Annotated in this window: 14 protein-coding genes; 6 read left to right on the top strand and 8 right to left on the bottom strand. The window is 71.7% G+C overall.

Going from position 1 to position 13,658, the window contains the following annotated elements; all coding sequences use genetic code 11:
- Window positions 1-152: 152 nt before the first annotated feature.
- On the top strand, window positions 153-479 hold the full coding sequence (locus tag AB0K52_RS15620) for a WhiB family transcriptional regulator (protein WP_363531993.1): 327 nt from the start codon (window positions 153-155) through the stop codon (window positions 477-479).
- Window positions 480-569: 90 nt separating this feature from the next.
- On the opposite strand, the gene AB0K52_RS15615 is transcribed toward AB0K52_RS15620, so the two are convergent.
- Genes AB0K52_RS15615 through AB0K52_RS15605 form a run of 3 tightly spaced genes read right to left on the bottom strand, consistent with a single transcriptional unit; the run spans window position 570 to window position 3,260 of the window.
- Window positions 570-1,694, bottom strand: coding sequence for an ArsA-related P-loop ATPase (locus tag AB0K52_RS15615; protein ID WP_363531991.1), 1,125 nt, complete (start codon window positions 1,692-1,694; stop codon window positions 570-572).
- Window positions 1,687-2,655, bottom strand: coding sequence for an ArsA-related P-loop ATPase (locus AB0K52_RS15610; RefSeq protein ID WP_363531988.1), 969 nt, complete (start codon window positions 2,653-2,655; stop codon window positions 1,687-1,689). Before AB0K52_RS15610 ends, AB0K52_RS15615 begins: the two co-directional genes overlap by 8 nt.
- A 14-nt stretch (window positions 2,656-2,669) precedes the next feature.
- Window positions 2,670-3,260: a hypothetical protein gene (locus AB0K52_RS15605; protein ID WP_363531985.1), complete on the bottom strand. Its 591-nt coding sequence runs from the start codon at window positions 3,258-3,260 to the stop codon at window positions 2,670-2,672.
- A 124-nt stretch (window positions 3,261-3,384) separates the two neighbouring features.
- Between AB0K52_RS15605 and AB0K52_RS15600 the strand changes: the two genes are divergently transcribed.
- Window positions 3,385-3,543 carry a hypothetical protein gene (locus AB0K52_RS15600; protein WP_208498965.1) on the top strand — a complete coding sequence of 53 codons (159 nt, stop codon included), beginning with the start codon at window positions 3,385-3,387 and terminating at the stop codon, window positions 3,541-3,543.
- Between the two features lie 2 nt (window positions 3,544-3,545).
- Window positions 3,546-4,028 carry a RidA family protein gene (locus AB0K52_RS15595; protein ID WP_363531980.1) on the top strand — a complete coding sequence of 161 codons (483 nt, stop codon included), beginning with the start codon at window positions 3,546-3,548 and terminating at the stop codon, window positions 4,026-4,028.
- Window positions 4,029-4,099: 71 nt separating this feature from the next.
- Here AB0K52_RS15595 and AB0K52_RS15590 read toward each other — a convergent pair whose 3' ends face one another.
- From AB0K52_RS15590 to AB0K52_RS15575, 4 genes are all read right to left on the bottom strand, one after another.
- Complete coding sequence (locus AB0K52_RS15590; RefSeq protein WP_363531977.1) at window positions 4,100-5,194, bottom strand: fumarylacetoacetate hydrolase family protein; 1,095 nt, start codon at window positions 5,192-5,194, stop codon at window positions 4,100-4,102.
- A 55-nt stretch (window positions 5,195-5,249) separates the two neighbouring features.
- Entirely contained in the window at window positions 5,250-6,119 is an 870-nt protein-coding gene (locus AB0K52_RS15585; RefSeq protein WP_363531974.1) for a hypothetical protein, read from the bottom strand.
- 21 nt (window positions 6,120-6,140) lie between these two features.
- Window positions 6,141-6,599 carry a 2-C-methyl-D-erythritol 2,4-cyclodiphosphate synthase gene (gene ispF / locus AB0K52_RS15580; protein WP_363532104.1) on the bottom strand — a complete coding sequence of 153 codons (459 nt, stop codon included), beginning with the start codon at window positions 6,597-6,599 and terminating at the stop codon, window positions 6,141-6,143.
- Window positions 6,600-6,706: 107 nt separating this feature from the next.
- Window positions 6,707-7,204, bottom strand: a complete 498-nt coding sequence (locus AB0K52_RS15575) for a CarD family transcriptional regulator (RefSeq protein WP_205325932.1) — start codon at window positions 7,202-7,204, stop codon at window positions 6,707-6,709.
- Window positions 7,205-7,620: 416 nt separating this feature from the next.
- Here AB0K52_RS15575 and AB0K52_RS15570 point away from each other — a divergent pair, with 416 nt between their 5' ends.
- On the top strand, window positions 7,621-8,337 hold the full coding sequence (locus tag AB0K52_RS15570; protein WP_363531970.1) for a hypothetical protein: 717 nt from the start codon (window positions 7,621-7,623) through the stop codon (window positions 8,335-8,337).
- A 251-nt stretch (window positions 8,338-8,588) separates the two neighbouring features.
- Here AB0K52_RS15570 and AB0K52_RS15565 read toward each other — a convergent pair whose 3' ends face one another.
- Complete coding sequence (locus tag AB0K52_RS15565; RefSeq protein WP_363531967.1) at window positions 8,589-9,281, bottom strand: exonuclease domain-containing protein; 693 nt, start codon at window positions 9,279-9,281, stop codon at window positions 8,589-8,591.
- A 106-nt stretch (window positions 9,282-9,387) separates the two neighbouring features.
- Here AB0K52_RS15565 and AB0K52_RS15560 point away from each other — a divergent pair, with 106 nt between their 5' ends.
- Window positions 9,388-10,920: a sodium:alanine symporter family protein gene (locus AB0K52_RS15560; protein ID WP_363531964.1), complete on the top strand. Its 1,533-nt coding sequence runs from the start codon at window positions 9,388-9,390 to the stop codon at window positions 10,918-10,920.
- Between the two features lie 82 nt (window positions 10,921-11,002).
- Window positions 11,003-13,228, top strand: a complete 2,226-nt coding sequence (locus AB0K52_RS15555; RefSeq protein ID WP_363531961.1) for an ATP-dependent RecD-like DNA helicase — start codon at window positions 11,003-11,005, stop codon at window positions 13,226-13,228.
- Window positions 13,229-13,658: the final 430 nt, after the last annotated feature.

The raw sequence follows: 13,658 nt of genomic DNA, 5'->3' as shown, positions 1-13,658 counted from the left end.
CCACGGAGTCCGATTTTCGTCTCGGAGAGTAGTCAAACCCTTACGAGAGGTGTAAGGTCCGTTCTGACGGCCACATTGCGTGATCGAGAGGTCACTCGAATGTAGTCGTCGGGGGGTATGAAGGGGAAAGATCTCACGGGGAGGTCATGCGGATGGGACTGCTGATCGACTGGACGACCAAGGCGCTATGTCAGGAAGGTGATCCTGACGCCCTGTTCGTGCAAGGAGCAGAGCAGAACAACGCGAAGAAAGTGTGCCGCGGCTGTCCGGTACGGCTCGAATGCCTCGCCGACGCGCTCGACAATCGCATCGAGTTCGGCGTCTGGGGAGGCATGACCGAGCGGGAGCGGAGGGCCCTGCTGCGCAGGCACGCGGACGTCCGCTCCTGGCGGGCGGTCTTCGAGGTCGCACTCGAGGAGGAGCAGCGCAGCGCCCGCAAGGGCAGCCGGCGCCGGATACCGGTCGACGTCAACTTCTGACCGGCGAAGCCTCTCACCGAAAGGCATGAGCACCGCGCCTGGACGGCACCACCGTCCGGGCGCGACTGCGTTCCCGGGGCGCCGCCGCCCTCAGGCGCCCGCCGCCGCCTCGCCGAACGCGCGCAGGTCGTCCAGGTCCACGACCTCGACCCCCAGCGACGGCAGCCACCGCTGCGGCACCCCCGGGCACGCCGCCGCGTACCGGGCCGCCACCCGCTCCTCGGCCGCCCGCCGCCGCACCAGGTCCGCGTGCGTCCGCAGCACCGCCGCGACCGGGTCGTCCGCGTCCGACTCCTCGAGGGCCGCGGCCGCACCCAGCGCCCGCTCCGCCGTCAGCTCCGCCGCCACCGGCGTCAGCCGGTTGAGGACCATCCCGTCCAGCGGCATCCGCTCCTCCGTGAGCCGCCGCGTGAAGTACACCGCCTCGCCCACCGCCGCCGGCTCCGGCGCCGCGATCACCAGGAACGACGTCTGGTCGTCCTGCAGCGCCGCGAACGTCGCCTCCGCGCGCTTGCGGAAGCCCCCGAACGTGTCCTCCAGGCTCGCCGTGAACTCCGCGACGTCCGTGAGCAGGTGCCCGCCGAGGACCTTGTTGAACACGCGCGTGAACACCGCCGCGCTCGCCCCCATGAGCGACAGCATCGACCGCCGCGCGCCCGGCGTCGACGCCGACAGCAGCCGGATCACCCGGCCGTCGAGCAGCCGCGCGAGCCGCGCCGGCGCGTCCAGGAAGTCCAGCGCCGACCGCGACGGCGGCGTGTCCAGCACGATGAGGTCCCACTCGCCCGTGGCGCGCAGCTGCCCGAGCTTCTCCATCGCCATGTACTCCTGCGTGCCCGAGAACGTCGACGACACCGCCTGGTAGAACGGGTTCGCGAAGATCTCCGCCGCCCGCTCCGGCGTCGTATGCGAGGCCACGACCTCGTCGAACGTGCGCTTCATGTCGAGCATCATCGCGTCCAGCGACCCGCCGCGCACCCCCTCGACCCGCCTCGGGACGTTGTCGAGCGCCTCCATCCCCAGCGACTGCGCCAACCGCCGGGCCGGGTCGATCGTCAGCACCACCGTGCGCCGCCCGTGCACCTCCGCCGCCCGCAGCGCCAGCGCCGCCGCCGTCGTCGTCTTGCCGACCCCGCCCGAACCGCAGCACGCGATCACATGCTTGCCCGCGTCCCCCAGCAGCGCGTCCACGAACAGTCCCTGCACCTCAGCCATGCGGCCGCTCCCCCCACACGCCCGGACGCAGCACCCGCGCGAGCTGGTACAGCCCCGACAGGTCCACCCCCTCGGGCAGCAGCGGCAGCTCCTCCACCGGACGGCCCAACCGCTCGAGCCGGTCCCGGTACCCGTCCACCGCCTCGATCTCCGCCTTCGCCGCCGCGTACTCCTCCACCAGGCCCGCCACGAGCGCGGCGTCGGGGCCCACGCCCGCGCGCGCGAGCCCGGCCGCGATCGCCGCCGCGTCGACCTCCACGGCCTTCGCGCCCGCGACCTTGTTCAGCACCAGGCGCCCCACCGGAAGGTCCGCGGCCATGAGCTCCCGGCAGGCGTCCACGCTCTCCTGCACCGGCATCGCCGCCGGCGTCGTCACCACGTGCACCGCCGTCAGCGACGAGTGCAGCAGCCGCGCCACCGAACGCGAGTGCTTCCCGATCGGCCCGGTCTTCGCCAGCCGCCCGCTCTCCACCGTCACGTTCAGGAACTTCACCACCCGGCCCGTCGGCGGCGCGTCCAGCACCACCGCGTCATAGGCCATCCGGCCCGACTCGGTGCGCGACACCGCCTCCTTCAGCTTGCCCGTGAGCAGGATGTCCCGCAGGCCCGGCGCGATCGTCGTCGCGAAGTCGATCGCCCCGAACTTCTGCAGCGCCTTCCCCGCCGAACCCAGCCGGTAGAACATCGTCAGGTAGTCCAGCAGCGCCTCGTCGGCGTCCACCGACTGCCCGAACACCTCCCCGCCGTCCAGGCCCGCGACCAGATGCCGCTCCTCGTAACCGAGCGACGGCGCGTCGAACAGCGGCGCGATCCCCTGCCGCCCTTCGACCTCCACCAGGAGCACCCGCCGCCCGGCGCCGGCCAGGGCCAGCGCCAGCGCGGCCGCGACCGAGGTCTTCCCCGTGCCGCCCTTCCCGGTCACGATGTGCAGTCGCGGCACCGGGAGCGCTGAGGCAGTCATTCATCGGAGTCTAGTCAGGCCGCGGTGATCCCGCATATGAGCCATTGCGGCTCGCCCTCCTCGGCGACGAGCGAGAACACCCATGTCGCGGGCTCGGAGAACGCCCCGGCCTCGCCGACGCGGATCTCCGCCTCGACCGTGGCCGCCCCGACCGACCGGCCGGTCTCGGCGACGCCGTCCCACGCGAACTCGCCCGGCCGGTCCGTGAAGGACAGGGCCGCGACCGCCTCGCTCAGGTCCCGGTCGGCCTTGTCCGCGCACAGCCACGCGGCGGCCGCCTCGGCGTCGCGCTCGTGCAGCAGCGCCTGCAGGAACGCGTCCACGGTGCGCTCGGGCGAGTCGGTGACGTCGCCGACGTCCACGAACAGGCGCATCGCGCCGAGGACGAGCGCGACGCAGAACGCGGCGACCGCGGCCGCGATGAGCCACGTCCACCACCGGCCGGACCTGTCGCGCGGCGGCGCGTGCCGGCCGTGCGCGGCCCTGGCGGCGCGCTGCTCGGGGATCTCAGGCGGGGCCGCGGCACCGGACCGCTCGGCGGCACTGCCGGACTGATCGTCATGGGGCGCGGCTTCAGAGGACGGCGCACTGGTGTCAGACGACACGGGAACACTCCCTGGTTCGACTGGTGCGGCCCGAGACGGCGCACCGTAAGGACTTCGGGGGAGGCGACGCACTCTGAGCGTAGCGGTGCGACGCCGCCGGATCAAGACGCCGTACTGTGGGCGCATGGAGAAATGGGAGTACCTCACCGCGCCGCTGCTGATCCACAACACGAAGATGATCCTCGACAACTTCGGCGACGAGGGCTGGGAACTGGTCGCCGTCGTGCCCGGACAGAACTCGGAGCAGCTCGTGGCGTACTTCAAGCGCAAGAAGGAGCAGTAGCGGTGACCGATGTGGACAAGGCGCTCGCGCGCCTGGGGCTGACGCTGCCGACGGTCGTGCCGCCGCTGGCCGCCTACCGGCCCGCCGTGCGCTCGGGGGACTACGTGTACACCTCGGGGCAGCTGCCGATGGTCGACGGCGCGCTCGTCGCCGCCGGGAAGGTCGGCGCCGAGATCGACCCCGACCAGGGCTACGACCTGGCCCGGATCTGCGCGTTGAACGCGCTCGCCGCGGTCGCGTCGATCGCGCCCCTCGACGAGGTCGTGCAGATCGTGAAGGTCGTCGGCTTCGTCGCCTCGGCCCCCGGGTTCACCGGGCAGCCCAAGGTGCTCAACGGCGCGTCCGAACTCCTCGGCGAGGTCTTCGGCGATGCCGGGACGCACGCGCGCAGCGCGGTCGGCGTGGCCGAACTGCCGCTGGGCGCCCCCGTCGAGGTCGAGCTCATCGCGCAGCTCGCCCCGAGCGCCAAGACCGTCCTCGTCTGACCAGGCTTCCCCGGCCGGTACCGCACCGCGGTACCGGCCGGTTCGCGTTCCGGGCCGGAACGCGGGGCCGGTCAGGTGATGGACGGCAGGACGCGCGCCTCGACCTCGCCGAGCGCGATCGTGGTGCCGCGCGGGCCCGGTGCGGTCGCGGTGACCTTCACCGTGTCGCCGTTCTCGAGGTTGAACTGGCCGGTGACGGCCTCGCCCGAGCCGTACAGCAGGCCCGCGCGCAGGAGCGCGCCGCCGGAGGTGAGCTGCGCGAGCTGCTGCGCGGGCGTCCAGTACGACTCCGCGAAGTCCGCCCCGGCGACGGCGACGCCGTTCACCTCGATGCTCAGGTGCAGGTCGAACCCGTACCGGTCCGACTCCTTCAGGTAGGACGCCATGTCCGAGCGCGGCTCCGGCGCGGCGGTGCGGGCGGCGTTGAGCGCCTCGATCGGGGTCACCCACGCGCTCATCGAGGTCGCGAACGACTTCGACGCGAACGGGCCGAGCCCGTCGGTCTCGAGCTCCGCGAAGTCGCGGGCGGTCCAGTCGTTGAGCAGGACCGCGCCGAACACGTGGTCCTCGAACGCGTCCGGCGACACCGGCCGCCCCAGCTCGGTCTCACCGCCGACGAGGAACCCGACCTCGGCCTCGATGTCGAGCGCCCGGGTCGGCCCGAACACGGGCTGCCCGTCCTCGCCCCGGCGGTGCCCGGCGGGCCGCACCAGGTCCAGCCCGGAAGGGATGATCGTCGAGGCCCGGCCGTTGGAGGCGCGCGGGTGGAGGCGGGCGGCGTCGGGCGCGCGCATCGTGAAGTCCACGTAGTCGGTCACCAGCAGCGGCGCGTGCATCACCGCGTCGCTGAGCGGGGTCAGCCAGTTGCTCGCGATCTCCTGGATGCTCGCCTCGGTGAGCGCCTCCTGCGCCTGGGCCCGGATCTGCTTCCACGCGGTCTTGCCGAGCGAGAGGAGGCGGTTGAGCGCGGGGTCGCGCAGCGCGGTGCACGCCGCGCAGGTCTGGCAGTCGCCCGAGAGCACGGCCATGTGCATGTCGAGGATCTGGTCGCCGATGCGCACGCCGATCCGCGGCAGCGTCTCCTCCGCGGTCGAGAAGACCCCGAACGGAAGATTGTGGATGTTGTAGGGGCTCTCGTCGGCCCCGGGAACCCAGCAGGTCGTCACTAGCTCGTCCTCCAAAGATCGTGGTGAAGGACTAACGAGCGCCCCGCGCGAAAGGTCACTCGGGGTTGCGGTGCCTGCGCAGAACTGTGAACCATCCCACCCACGCCGCGACCGCGACGACCGCGAAGAACAGCCGCGCCCCGGCGTCGATCTCGGACCCGAGCACGGCCGGGACCGCGAAGACGACGGCGAGACCGAGCAGGATCGAGCGGCCGAGCGCGCCGCGGAAGAGCCCGGGGCCGTAGATCTTGCCGCGCCACGCGGGGTCGGCCGGATCGGCGTCGACCCACTTTCGCGGCACGCGCCGCGCCTCCGGGGGCACGCGGCCGCCCGGGTCGAGCCGCTGCAGCAGCTCGTCGGCGCCGACGGCGGGTTCGGTCTCGGCGGCGCGTTCGGGTTCGAGGTCCTCGGCGGCCTGCCGCGACCGCTTCGCCAGGTCGTCCATCTCCAGGCTCTCGGCGATCGCCGCGAGCGCCAAGTGCGTGCGCGGCTGGTCGGGAGCGAGGTTCACCGCGTTCCACGCGGCGTCGAGCGCGGGCTGGGCCGCGCCCGCGCGGCGGGTGATGAGCGCGTAGTGCACGTGGTGCTGCCACGACGCCCGGTCGAGGTCGAGCATGCTCGCGGCGGCCTGCAAGGCCTCGTCGCGCCGCCCGGTGTCGGCGAGCGCGTACCCGCGGGTGATCATCGCCCGCGAATGCTCGGGCTGGTGCGCGAGCGCCGCGCCCGCGTACGTCAGGGCCTCGTCGGGGTCGTGCACGGCGAGCGCGCAGGCGGCGGCCATGGCGTTCGCGTCGGGGTCGAGGGGGTCGACCCGCAGGGCGGCGTCGACTTCGGCGCGGGCGTCCTCGACTTGGCCGAGCTCGTACAGCATCTCGGCGCGCTGCACGTACTCCGCGACGGAGCGGCGGGTGGGGTCTGCGTCCATGGGATAACTTCCGAACGGCGGTCACTGCTGGTACAGCAACGCTACCGCGGTCGCGGCGAGACCCTCGCCTCGTCCGGTGAAGCCCAGGCCGTCAGTGGTGGTCGCGGAGAGGCGAACCGGCGCGCCCACGGCCTCGCCCATCGCGGACTCGGCCTCGGCCCGGCGGGGGCCGATCTTGGGCCGGTTGCCGATGACCTGCACGGACACGTTCCCGATCGCCCATCCGGCGGCGCGCACGCGGCGCGCGGACTCGCCCAGGAGCGCGGCCCCGGAGGCGCCGGCCCATTCGGGACGGGAAGTGCCGAAGTTCGTGCCGAGATCACCGAGACCGGCGGCGGAGAGCAGGGCGTCGCAGGCCGCGTGGGCGGCCACGTCACCGTCTGAGTGCCCGGCCAGACCCGCCTCGCCGGGCCAGGAGAGGCAGGCGAGGCGGCATGGCTGGCCCTCGTCGAAGCGGTGCACGTCGCTGCCGTGCCCGATGACGAAGGGCGTATGGGGACTCGGGGTCGCGCTGGCGCGGTCGCGGGAGTCCGTGGTGTGCTCGAAGCTGTCGTTGCTCACGTTGAAGCGGTGCTGCGGGGGGCCGGCTACTTGACCGGGGCCTCCGAGAGCAGGACCTTGTCGAGGATGTTGTCGGCCTCGTCCTTCACGCAGTCCTCGGCGAGGGCGATCTCGCCGGTGAGGATCTCGCGAGCCTTGGAGAGCATGCGCTTCTCCCCGGCGGAGAGTCCGCGCTCGCGGTCGCGCCGCCACAGGTCGCGGACGACCTCTGCTATCTTCAGCGGAGAACCGGACGCGAGCTTCTCGACATTGGCCTTGTAACGCCGCGACCAGTTGGTGGGCTCCTCGGTGTGTGGGGCGCGCAGCACCTCGAAGACCTCTTCGAGGCCCTCGGCGCCGACGACTTCCCGGACGCCGACGAGCTCGACGTTCTTTGCTGGAACCTTGACCGTGAGGTCACCCTGCTCGACGCGCAGCACGAGGTATTCCTGTTCGATACCGCCGATGGTGCGAGTCTCTACAGCTTCAACGAGTGCGGCCCCGTGGTGGGGGTAGACAACGGTCTCGCCGACACTAAAACCCATAGGATCGAAACCCCTTTCGCTGTGTCCAGCTTAACACGGGATCGGGGGTTTCCCCGACAGCGGATCGCCGCGAATTCCCTGGTCAATTGGTATGTGACTGATTACTCTACGGCACCTTGGGCTCTCGGGCGGCGAGCAGAGGAGACAAATGAGGCCTGCGTCCCTCTTTCGTGTCCGGCCCCTCCCGGCGGCTCCTCAGTGGTGCCCGGCCGCGCGTCGGCGCCCGATCCGGCGCCGCGACTACCTGCCGCGATGATCATTTCCGAGGCGAATATCCTTGCGGCGCAAGGAAACCGGCGGTCCGGCGGTCCCGGGTGAGATCCAGGGCTCGCCTGCCGCCCGGCCAAGGGAAACGATGAGGGCTCGTCGTCTACGCTGTCGTCAGCATGCCTGTCGGAACTCAGGGAGGACCAGCAGTGGTCAGGGGAATCAGCACGGCGACGGTTCGCCGCGCGGCCGCCGTCGCTATCGCGGGGGCCGCTGCGACCGCTCTGTCCGCGTGCGGCGCGAGTCTGGGGTCTCAGACCGAGGTCAAGCAGAGCGCGATCGCCGGGGTCAACATCGACGACGGCGACATCGCGCTGCGCGACCTCCAGGTCGAGTTCACCTCCGCCGAGGGCTACGCCGCCGGCGACGACGCGGCCCTGCGGCTATGGATCGGCAATGAGGGCGAGACCGAGATCAGCCTCGAGAGCATCGAGACCACCGCCGGCACGGTGACGTTCGTCGACCCCGCCGCCCAGGCCGCCGAGGCCATGGAAGCGGCGCGCGAGGGCGCGAGCGAATCCCCGGAGTCGGACGAGACCACCGGCGAGTCCACGGAGGAGACGAGCGCTCCGGCCGACGGCGCGACCTCCGAGGCCCCCGCGGTCGACGAGCTCGACGGCGAGGAGGCCTACGAGCCGATCGTCATCGCCCCGGCCGACTACGTGCGCCTCGACCAGGGCGCCGAATCCGGCTCCTATTTCCTCATCGAGAACCTCAGCGAGGAGCTCCGCCCGGGCGACACCCTCGACGTGGTGTTCCACTTCGCCGACGGCACCGAGGTCCCGGCTAGCCTGCCGGTGGGCCAGGCGCTCGCGCCCGAAGAGCGCGAGTACTACGAGCCCGAGGGCGAAGCCGAAGGCCACTAGCGCACCACCAGGTACGCGAACCGAACTCGCACTGCGGGCCCCGATCGAGTGAATCGGGGCCCGCAGTCGTCGTTCGGGGCGGTTTGTTGTCGGACCCGGCTGCCACGATCGCCGCAGGCCTTATCTTCCCCTCTAGTGGTGGGCGGGGGCTTGTGGACGGTAGAACGCCGCAAGCCGCAAGCCGCAAGCCGCAAGCCGCAAGCCGCAAGCCGCAAGCCGCAAGCCGCAAGCCGCGAACCGCAAGCCGCGGCTCAGCGGCACAGGGGCCAGCGGCGCTCCACCACGTCATCGCGGCCCTTGCGGCGGAAGAACGCCTCGAGGCTCGCGGCGTCCTCCGCGTGCCAGCGCACCTGCGCGGCATGGAGCTCGCCGGCGGTGATCGCCCCGACCTCCGGGTACATCGTGCCGATCGCGCGCGCCAGGGCGACCGTGGCGATCGCGTCGCCGGCCGCCGAGTGGGCCTCCGAATGCGGCACCCCGTAATGCGCGGCCGTCACCCCGAGGGTCCGCTTGCCCTTGCGGTACTTGTCCACCCGCTTGTCGAGCACCGAGGGGTCCACGACCGCCATCCGCGCCCAGTCGGGCTGCTCGATGCCGTGCCGCTCCAGCTCGTACGACAGCAGCGTGCAGTCGAACCCGGCCCGGAACGCCACCACCGGCACCTCGTTCTCCACGGCCGCACGCAGCGCCGCCGCGACCTCTGCCAGGGCCGCGGCGGGGGCGAGCCCTTCGGCCTGCACCCGCTCGTCGGTGATGCCGTGGACGCGGGTGGCGCCCGGGGGGATCGGCACGCCGGGGTCGATCAGCCACGTGCGCGCCGTCTCGACGCCCGGCTGCGGGCCGCTCACCAAGGCCGCCTGGACGATCCGGTCGCGGTCGACCGCGACGCCGGTCGTCTCGGTGTCGAACCCCAAGAGGGGGCCTTCAAACCATTGTTCGCTCATGGCGACACCGTACCGGGAGGGTCAGACAATCCCCTATATGCTCTGCGGGCGCGGGAGCACCCCGACCTTCCGCGCATACCTCCCCTGAAAGGAGCATGTGGACTTCATGGACTTCCTTGATCCCGTGACGGATGCCATCCAGTCCTGGTCGAACGGCCTCAACGAGCGGTACGGCGCGGAGGTCGCTACGGCAGGCGAGTGGGTGTGGGGCCCGGTCCTCATCTTCACCCTGTTCGCCGTCGGCCTGATCTTCACGATCGTGCTCCGAGGCGTGCAGTTCACGCGCCTCGGCTACTCCCTGTGGCTCGCCCTGTTCAAGCGCAAGGAGAACGGCGACTCCGAAGGCGACCTGAGCCATTACCAGGCGCTGTCGGTGGCGCTCGCGGCCACCGTGGGCGTCGGCAACATCGGCGGCGTGGGCGCGGCGATCGCCATCGGCGGACCCGGCGCGCTGTTCTGGATGTGGGTGACCGGCTTCCTCGGCATGGCCACCAAGTACTCCGAGGCGCTGCTGGGCGTCAAGTACCGGGTCACGAACCAGAACGGCGAGCAGTCCGGCGGGCCCCAGCGGTACCTCTCGGACGGCATCCGCGGCCCCGTCGGCAAGGTGCTCGCGTTCCTGTTCGCGCTGTTCGGCGTCATCGCGTCGTTCGGCATCGGCAACGCGGTGCAGTCCGGCAACGTCACCAGCGCCCTCGACGCGCAGCTCCCCGCCGACTCGTGGTGGACGCCGCAGCTGACCGGCCTGGTCATCTTCGTGCTCGTGGGCGTGACGATCCTCGGCGGCATCAAGTGGATCGGCCACGTGGCGGCGGCCCTGGTGCCCTTCATGATCGTGTTCTACGTGCTCGGCGCGCTCGCGGTGCTGGCGTTCAACTGGGACGTGCTCGGCACGACCTTCGCGCTGGTCTTCGAGCAGGCCTTCACCGGCGGCGCCGCCGTCGGCGGGTTCACCGGCTCGGCGATCCTGCTGACGATCCAGATCGGCTTCGCGCGAGGGATCTTCTCGAACGAGTCGGGCCTGGGCACGGGCGGCATCGCGGCAGCGGCCGCGAAGACCGACACGCCGGTGCGACAGGCGCTGGTCTCGATGACGCAGACGTTCATCGACACGATCATCGTCGTCACCCTCACCGGCCTGGTCATCGTCTCCACGGGCGTCCTCGGCGCCGTGGACGAGGCCGGCGAGCTCGTCACCTCGGCTTCGCTGACGCGCCTCGCGTTCGAAGAGGGCCTCGGGGGCGCGGGCACCGCCGGGGGCGCGATCGGCGGGTTCATCGTCGCGGTCGGCCTCGCCACGTTCGCGTTCTCGACGATCATCGGCTGGTCCTACTACGGCGAGAAGTGCCTCGAGCGGTACACCGGCCGGGCGCTCATCCTGCCCTACCGGATCCTGTACGTGCTCGTGTCCTACCTGGGCGCGGTCACCAGCCTCGACCTGCTGTGGGGCCTGTCGGACATCGCGAACGGCCTCATGGCCCTCCCGAACCTCATCGGCCTGCTGATCCTCACGCCGGTCGTGTACCGCGAGACGAAGGCGTTCTTCGCCAGGCCCGATTGGCGCCTGCTGCCGTCGGACGCGGTCGAGGACGCCACCGACGACCCGCCGTCGCCCACGCGCAAGCTCGTGCTCGACTAGCCGCGCCTCCGAGGGCGGGCGCGTCAACGGTTCGAACGCTTCGGCCGGAACCGGTGACGCACCCGCCCTCTACCGTGTCCCCATGGCGGAACCCCAAGGCGCGACTGAGCACACAACGACGCTGGCGGCGGTCCTCGAGCGCGTCACGTACGCGAACGAGGAGACCGGCTACACGATCGCCCGCGCCAGCCCGGCGCGCGGTGGCGGCGACCTCGTCACGATCGTCGGTCCGCTCCTGGGCGCGCAGGTCGGCGAGTCGCTGGCGCTGACGGGCCGGTGGTCGAGCCACCCGAAGTACGGCCGCCAGTTCGAGGTCTGGTCGTACCGGACCGTGCTCCCGGCGACCGTGCAGGGCATCGAGCGGTACCTCGGGTCCGGCCTCATCAAAGGGGTCGGGCCCAAGACCGCCGAGAAGATCGTCGCCCACTTCGGCGTCGAGACCCTCGCGGTGATCGACGCGGACGCCGCCCGCCTCGCCGAGGTCCCCGGCCTCGGCCCCAAGCGCACCAAGGCGATCGCGGCCGCCTGGGAGGAGCAGCGGGCGATCAAGGAGGTCATGGTCTTCCTCCAGTCCGTGGAGGTCTCCACCTCGCTCGCCGTGCGCGTCTACAAGCAGTACGGGGACGCCGCGATCGGCGTGGTCAAGAACGAGCCGTACCGCCTCGCGAACGAGGTGTGGGGCATCGGGTTCAAGACCGCCGACTCGATCGCCCGCTCTGTCGGCATCCCGCACGACGCCCCCGAGCGGATCAAGGCGGCCCTGCAGTACACGCTCTCGCAGGCCTCGGACGCCGGGCACTGCTTCCTGCCCGCCCCGAACCTCGTGGCCGACACGGTCGAGCTCCTCGGCCTCGAACCCGGTCCGGTCGCCCGGGCGCTCGACGAGCTCGCCGCCGAGCGCGAGCATGTGATCGCCGAAGACGTGCCCGCCGGCGACTCGACCGTGCCCGCCCGCTACCTCGCGCCGTTCTTCCACGCCGAACGCGGCCTCGCGGCCGGGCTCACCGCGCTCCTGAACGCCGGCGAGGACCGGCTCGAGGCGTTCGCTGCCGTCGACTGGGACAAGGCCTTCGCGTGGCTCGCGCGCCGCACCGAAGCCGAACTCGCCCCCGAGCAGGCCGAGGCGGTGCGGCTCGCGCTCACGGCGAAGGCGGCGGTCCTGACCGGCGGTCCCGGCTGCGGCAAGAGCTTCACCGTCGCCTCGATCGTCGCGCTCGCGAAGGCGAAGGGCGCCAAGGTCATGCTCGCGGCCCCCACCGGGCGAGCCGCGAAGCGCCTCGCCGAGCTCACCGGGTTCGAGGCCCGCACCCTGCACCGGATGCTCGAGCTGCGGCCCGGCGGCGACGCCGCCTACGACCGCGACAACCCCCTCGACGTGGACCTGCTCGTCGTCGACGAGTCGTCCATGCTCGACACGATCCTCGCGAACAAGCTCGTCAAAGCCGTCCCGCCGGGCGCGCACCTGCTGCTCGTCGGCGACGTGGACCAGCTCCCGAGCGTCGGCGCCGGCGAGGTCCTGCGCGACCTCCTCGCCGCCCCCGCGATCCCGCGCGTGCGCCTCACCCGGATCTTCCGGCAGGCCGCCGAGTCGGGCGTGGTCGCCAACGCCCACAGAGTGAACCAGGGGCAGCTGCCGCAGCTCGAGGGATACCCCGACTTCTTCTGGTTCGCGTGCGACGACAACGAGCAGGTCGCCGACCGGGTCGTGGACATCGTCGCCCGCCGCATCCCGGGCCGCTTCGGCATTCACCCGGTGCGGGACGTGCAGGTCCTCGCGCCCATGCACCGCGGCGGCCCCGGCGCCGGGAACCTCAACGCGCGCCTGCAGGAGGCGCTCACGCCCGCGAAGGACGGCCTGCCCGAGCGCCGCCACGGCGGCCGCGTCTTCCGCTTGGGCGACAAGGTCATCCAGATCCGCAACAACTACGCGAAGGGCAAGGCGGGGGTCTTCAACGGCACGGTGGGGCTCGTCCAGGCCATCGACGCGGTCGCCCAGACCATGACCGTGCGCACCGACGAGGACGAAGAGGTCGAGTACGAGTTCGCGGAACTCGACGAGCTCGTGCACGCCTACGCGATCACCGTGCACCGCTCGCAGGGCTCCGAGTACCCCGCGGTCGTCATCCCGGTGACCACGAGCGCGTGGACCATGCTGCAGCGCAACCTGATCTACACCGCGATCACCCGCGCGAAGCGCCTCGTGGTCCTCGTCGGCTCCAAGCAGGCCCTCGCGGTCGCCGTGCGCACCAAGGGGACCGGGAAGCGCCACACGGGGCTGACGCACCGACTATGCGGCAGCGAGCGGTAGCGGCTGCGTCGGGCCGGGGGCGGGTTGCCGGGCGGCGGCGGGTAGCGGTCGACCCGGGCGGCGACGGAGCGGTGGAAGGGAAGCGGGGCGCTATTCCGGGAGGCGGATCGGATGTCGGGCGGGCGACACTCCCGACCGCGGGGTCCGTCGGCACCTGTCCCCTTGCGGCGCAGGCGAGCCGGAGCGAAACGTGAGGATCCTGTATCCCTGTGGGCGATGGCGGCGGGGTGCCGCGCGAGGGACGATTGAGGTACGCACAGGGATACGGAAAACGTACAGGTGTCGAGTAGGTGCAAGCAGACTGAGCCAAGCCTCTGGCCGAAACGCAAACCGGACGGTTCTCCGAGACCAGCGCCTGCGAACGGGCTGGTCTCAGTCTCTTGGTGCTATCGGGATCCACAGCGGACCACGGCCTCTCGGGGGCGTGCTG

The organism is Glycomyces sp. NPDC049804 (assembly GCF_040674615.1).
Lineage (GTDB): Bacteria > Actinomycetota > Actinomycetes > Mycobacteriales > Micromonosporaceae > Glycomyces > Glycomyces niveus.
This window is presented reverse-complemented; position numbering and strand designations above follow the sequence as displayed.

Excerpts from the sequence above, each read along its gene's own strand:
- AB0K52_RS15620 (WP_363531993.1), top strand. The coding sequence starts at position 153 with ATGGGACTGCTGATCGACTGGACGACCAAGGCGCTATGTCAGGAAGGT.
- AB0K52_RS15615 (WP_363531991.1), bottom strand. The coding sequence starts at position 1,694 with ATGGCTGAGGTGCAGGGACTGTTCGTGGACGCGCTGCTGGGGGACGCG.
- AB0K52_RS15610 (WP_363531988.1), bottom strand. The coding sequence starts at position 2,655 with ATGACTGCCTCAGCGCTCCCGGTGCCGCGACTGCACATCGTGACCGGG.
- AB0K52_RS15600 (WP_208498965.1), top strand. The coding sequence starts at position 3,385 with ATGGAGAAATGGGAGTACCTCACCGCGCCGCTGCTGATCCACAACACG.
- AB0K52_RS15585 (WP_363531974.1), bottom strand. The coding sequence starts at position 6,119 with ATGGACGCAGACCCCACCCGCCGCTCCGTCGCGGAGTACGTGCAGCGC.
- AB0K52_RS15575 (WP_205325932.1), bottom strand. The coding sequence starts at position 7,204 with ATGGGTTTTAGTGTCGGCGAGACCGTTGTCTACCCCCACCACGGGGCC.
- AB0K52_RS15565 (WP_363531967.1), bottom strand. The coding sequence starts at position 9,281 with ATGAGCGAACAATGGTTTGAAGGCCCCCTCTTGGGGTTCGACACCGAG.
- AB0K52_RS15560 (WP_363531964.1), top strand. The coding sequence starts at position 9,388 with ATGGACTTCCTTGATCCCGTGACGGATGCCATCCAGTCCTGGTCGAAC.
- AB0K52_RS15555 (WP_363531961.1), top strand. The coding sequence starts at position 11,003 with ATGGCGGAACCCCAAGGCGCGACTGAGCACACAACGACGCTGGCGGCG.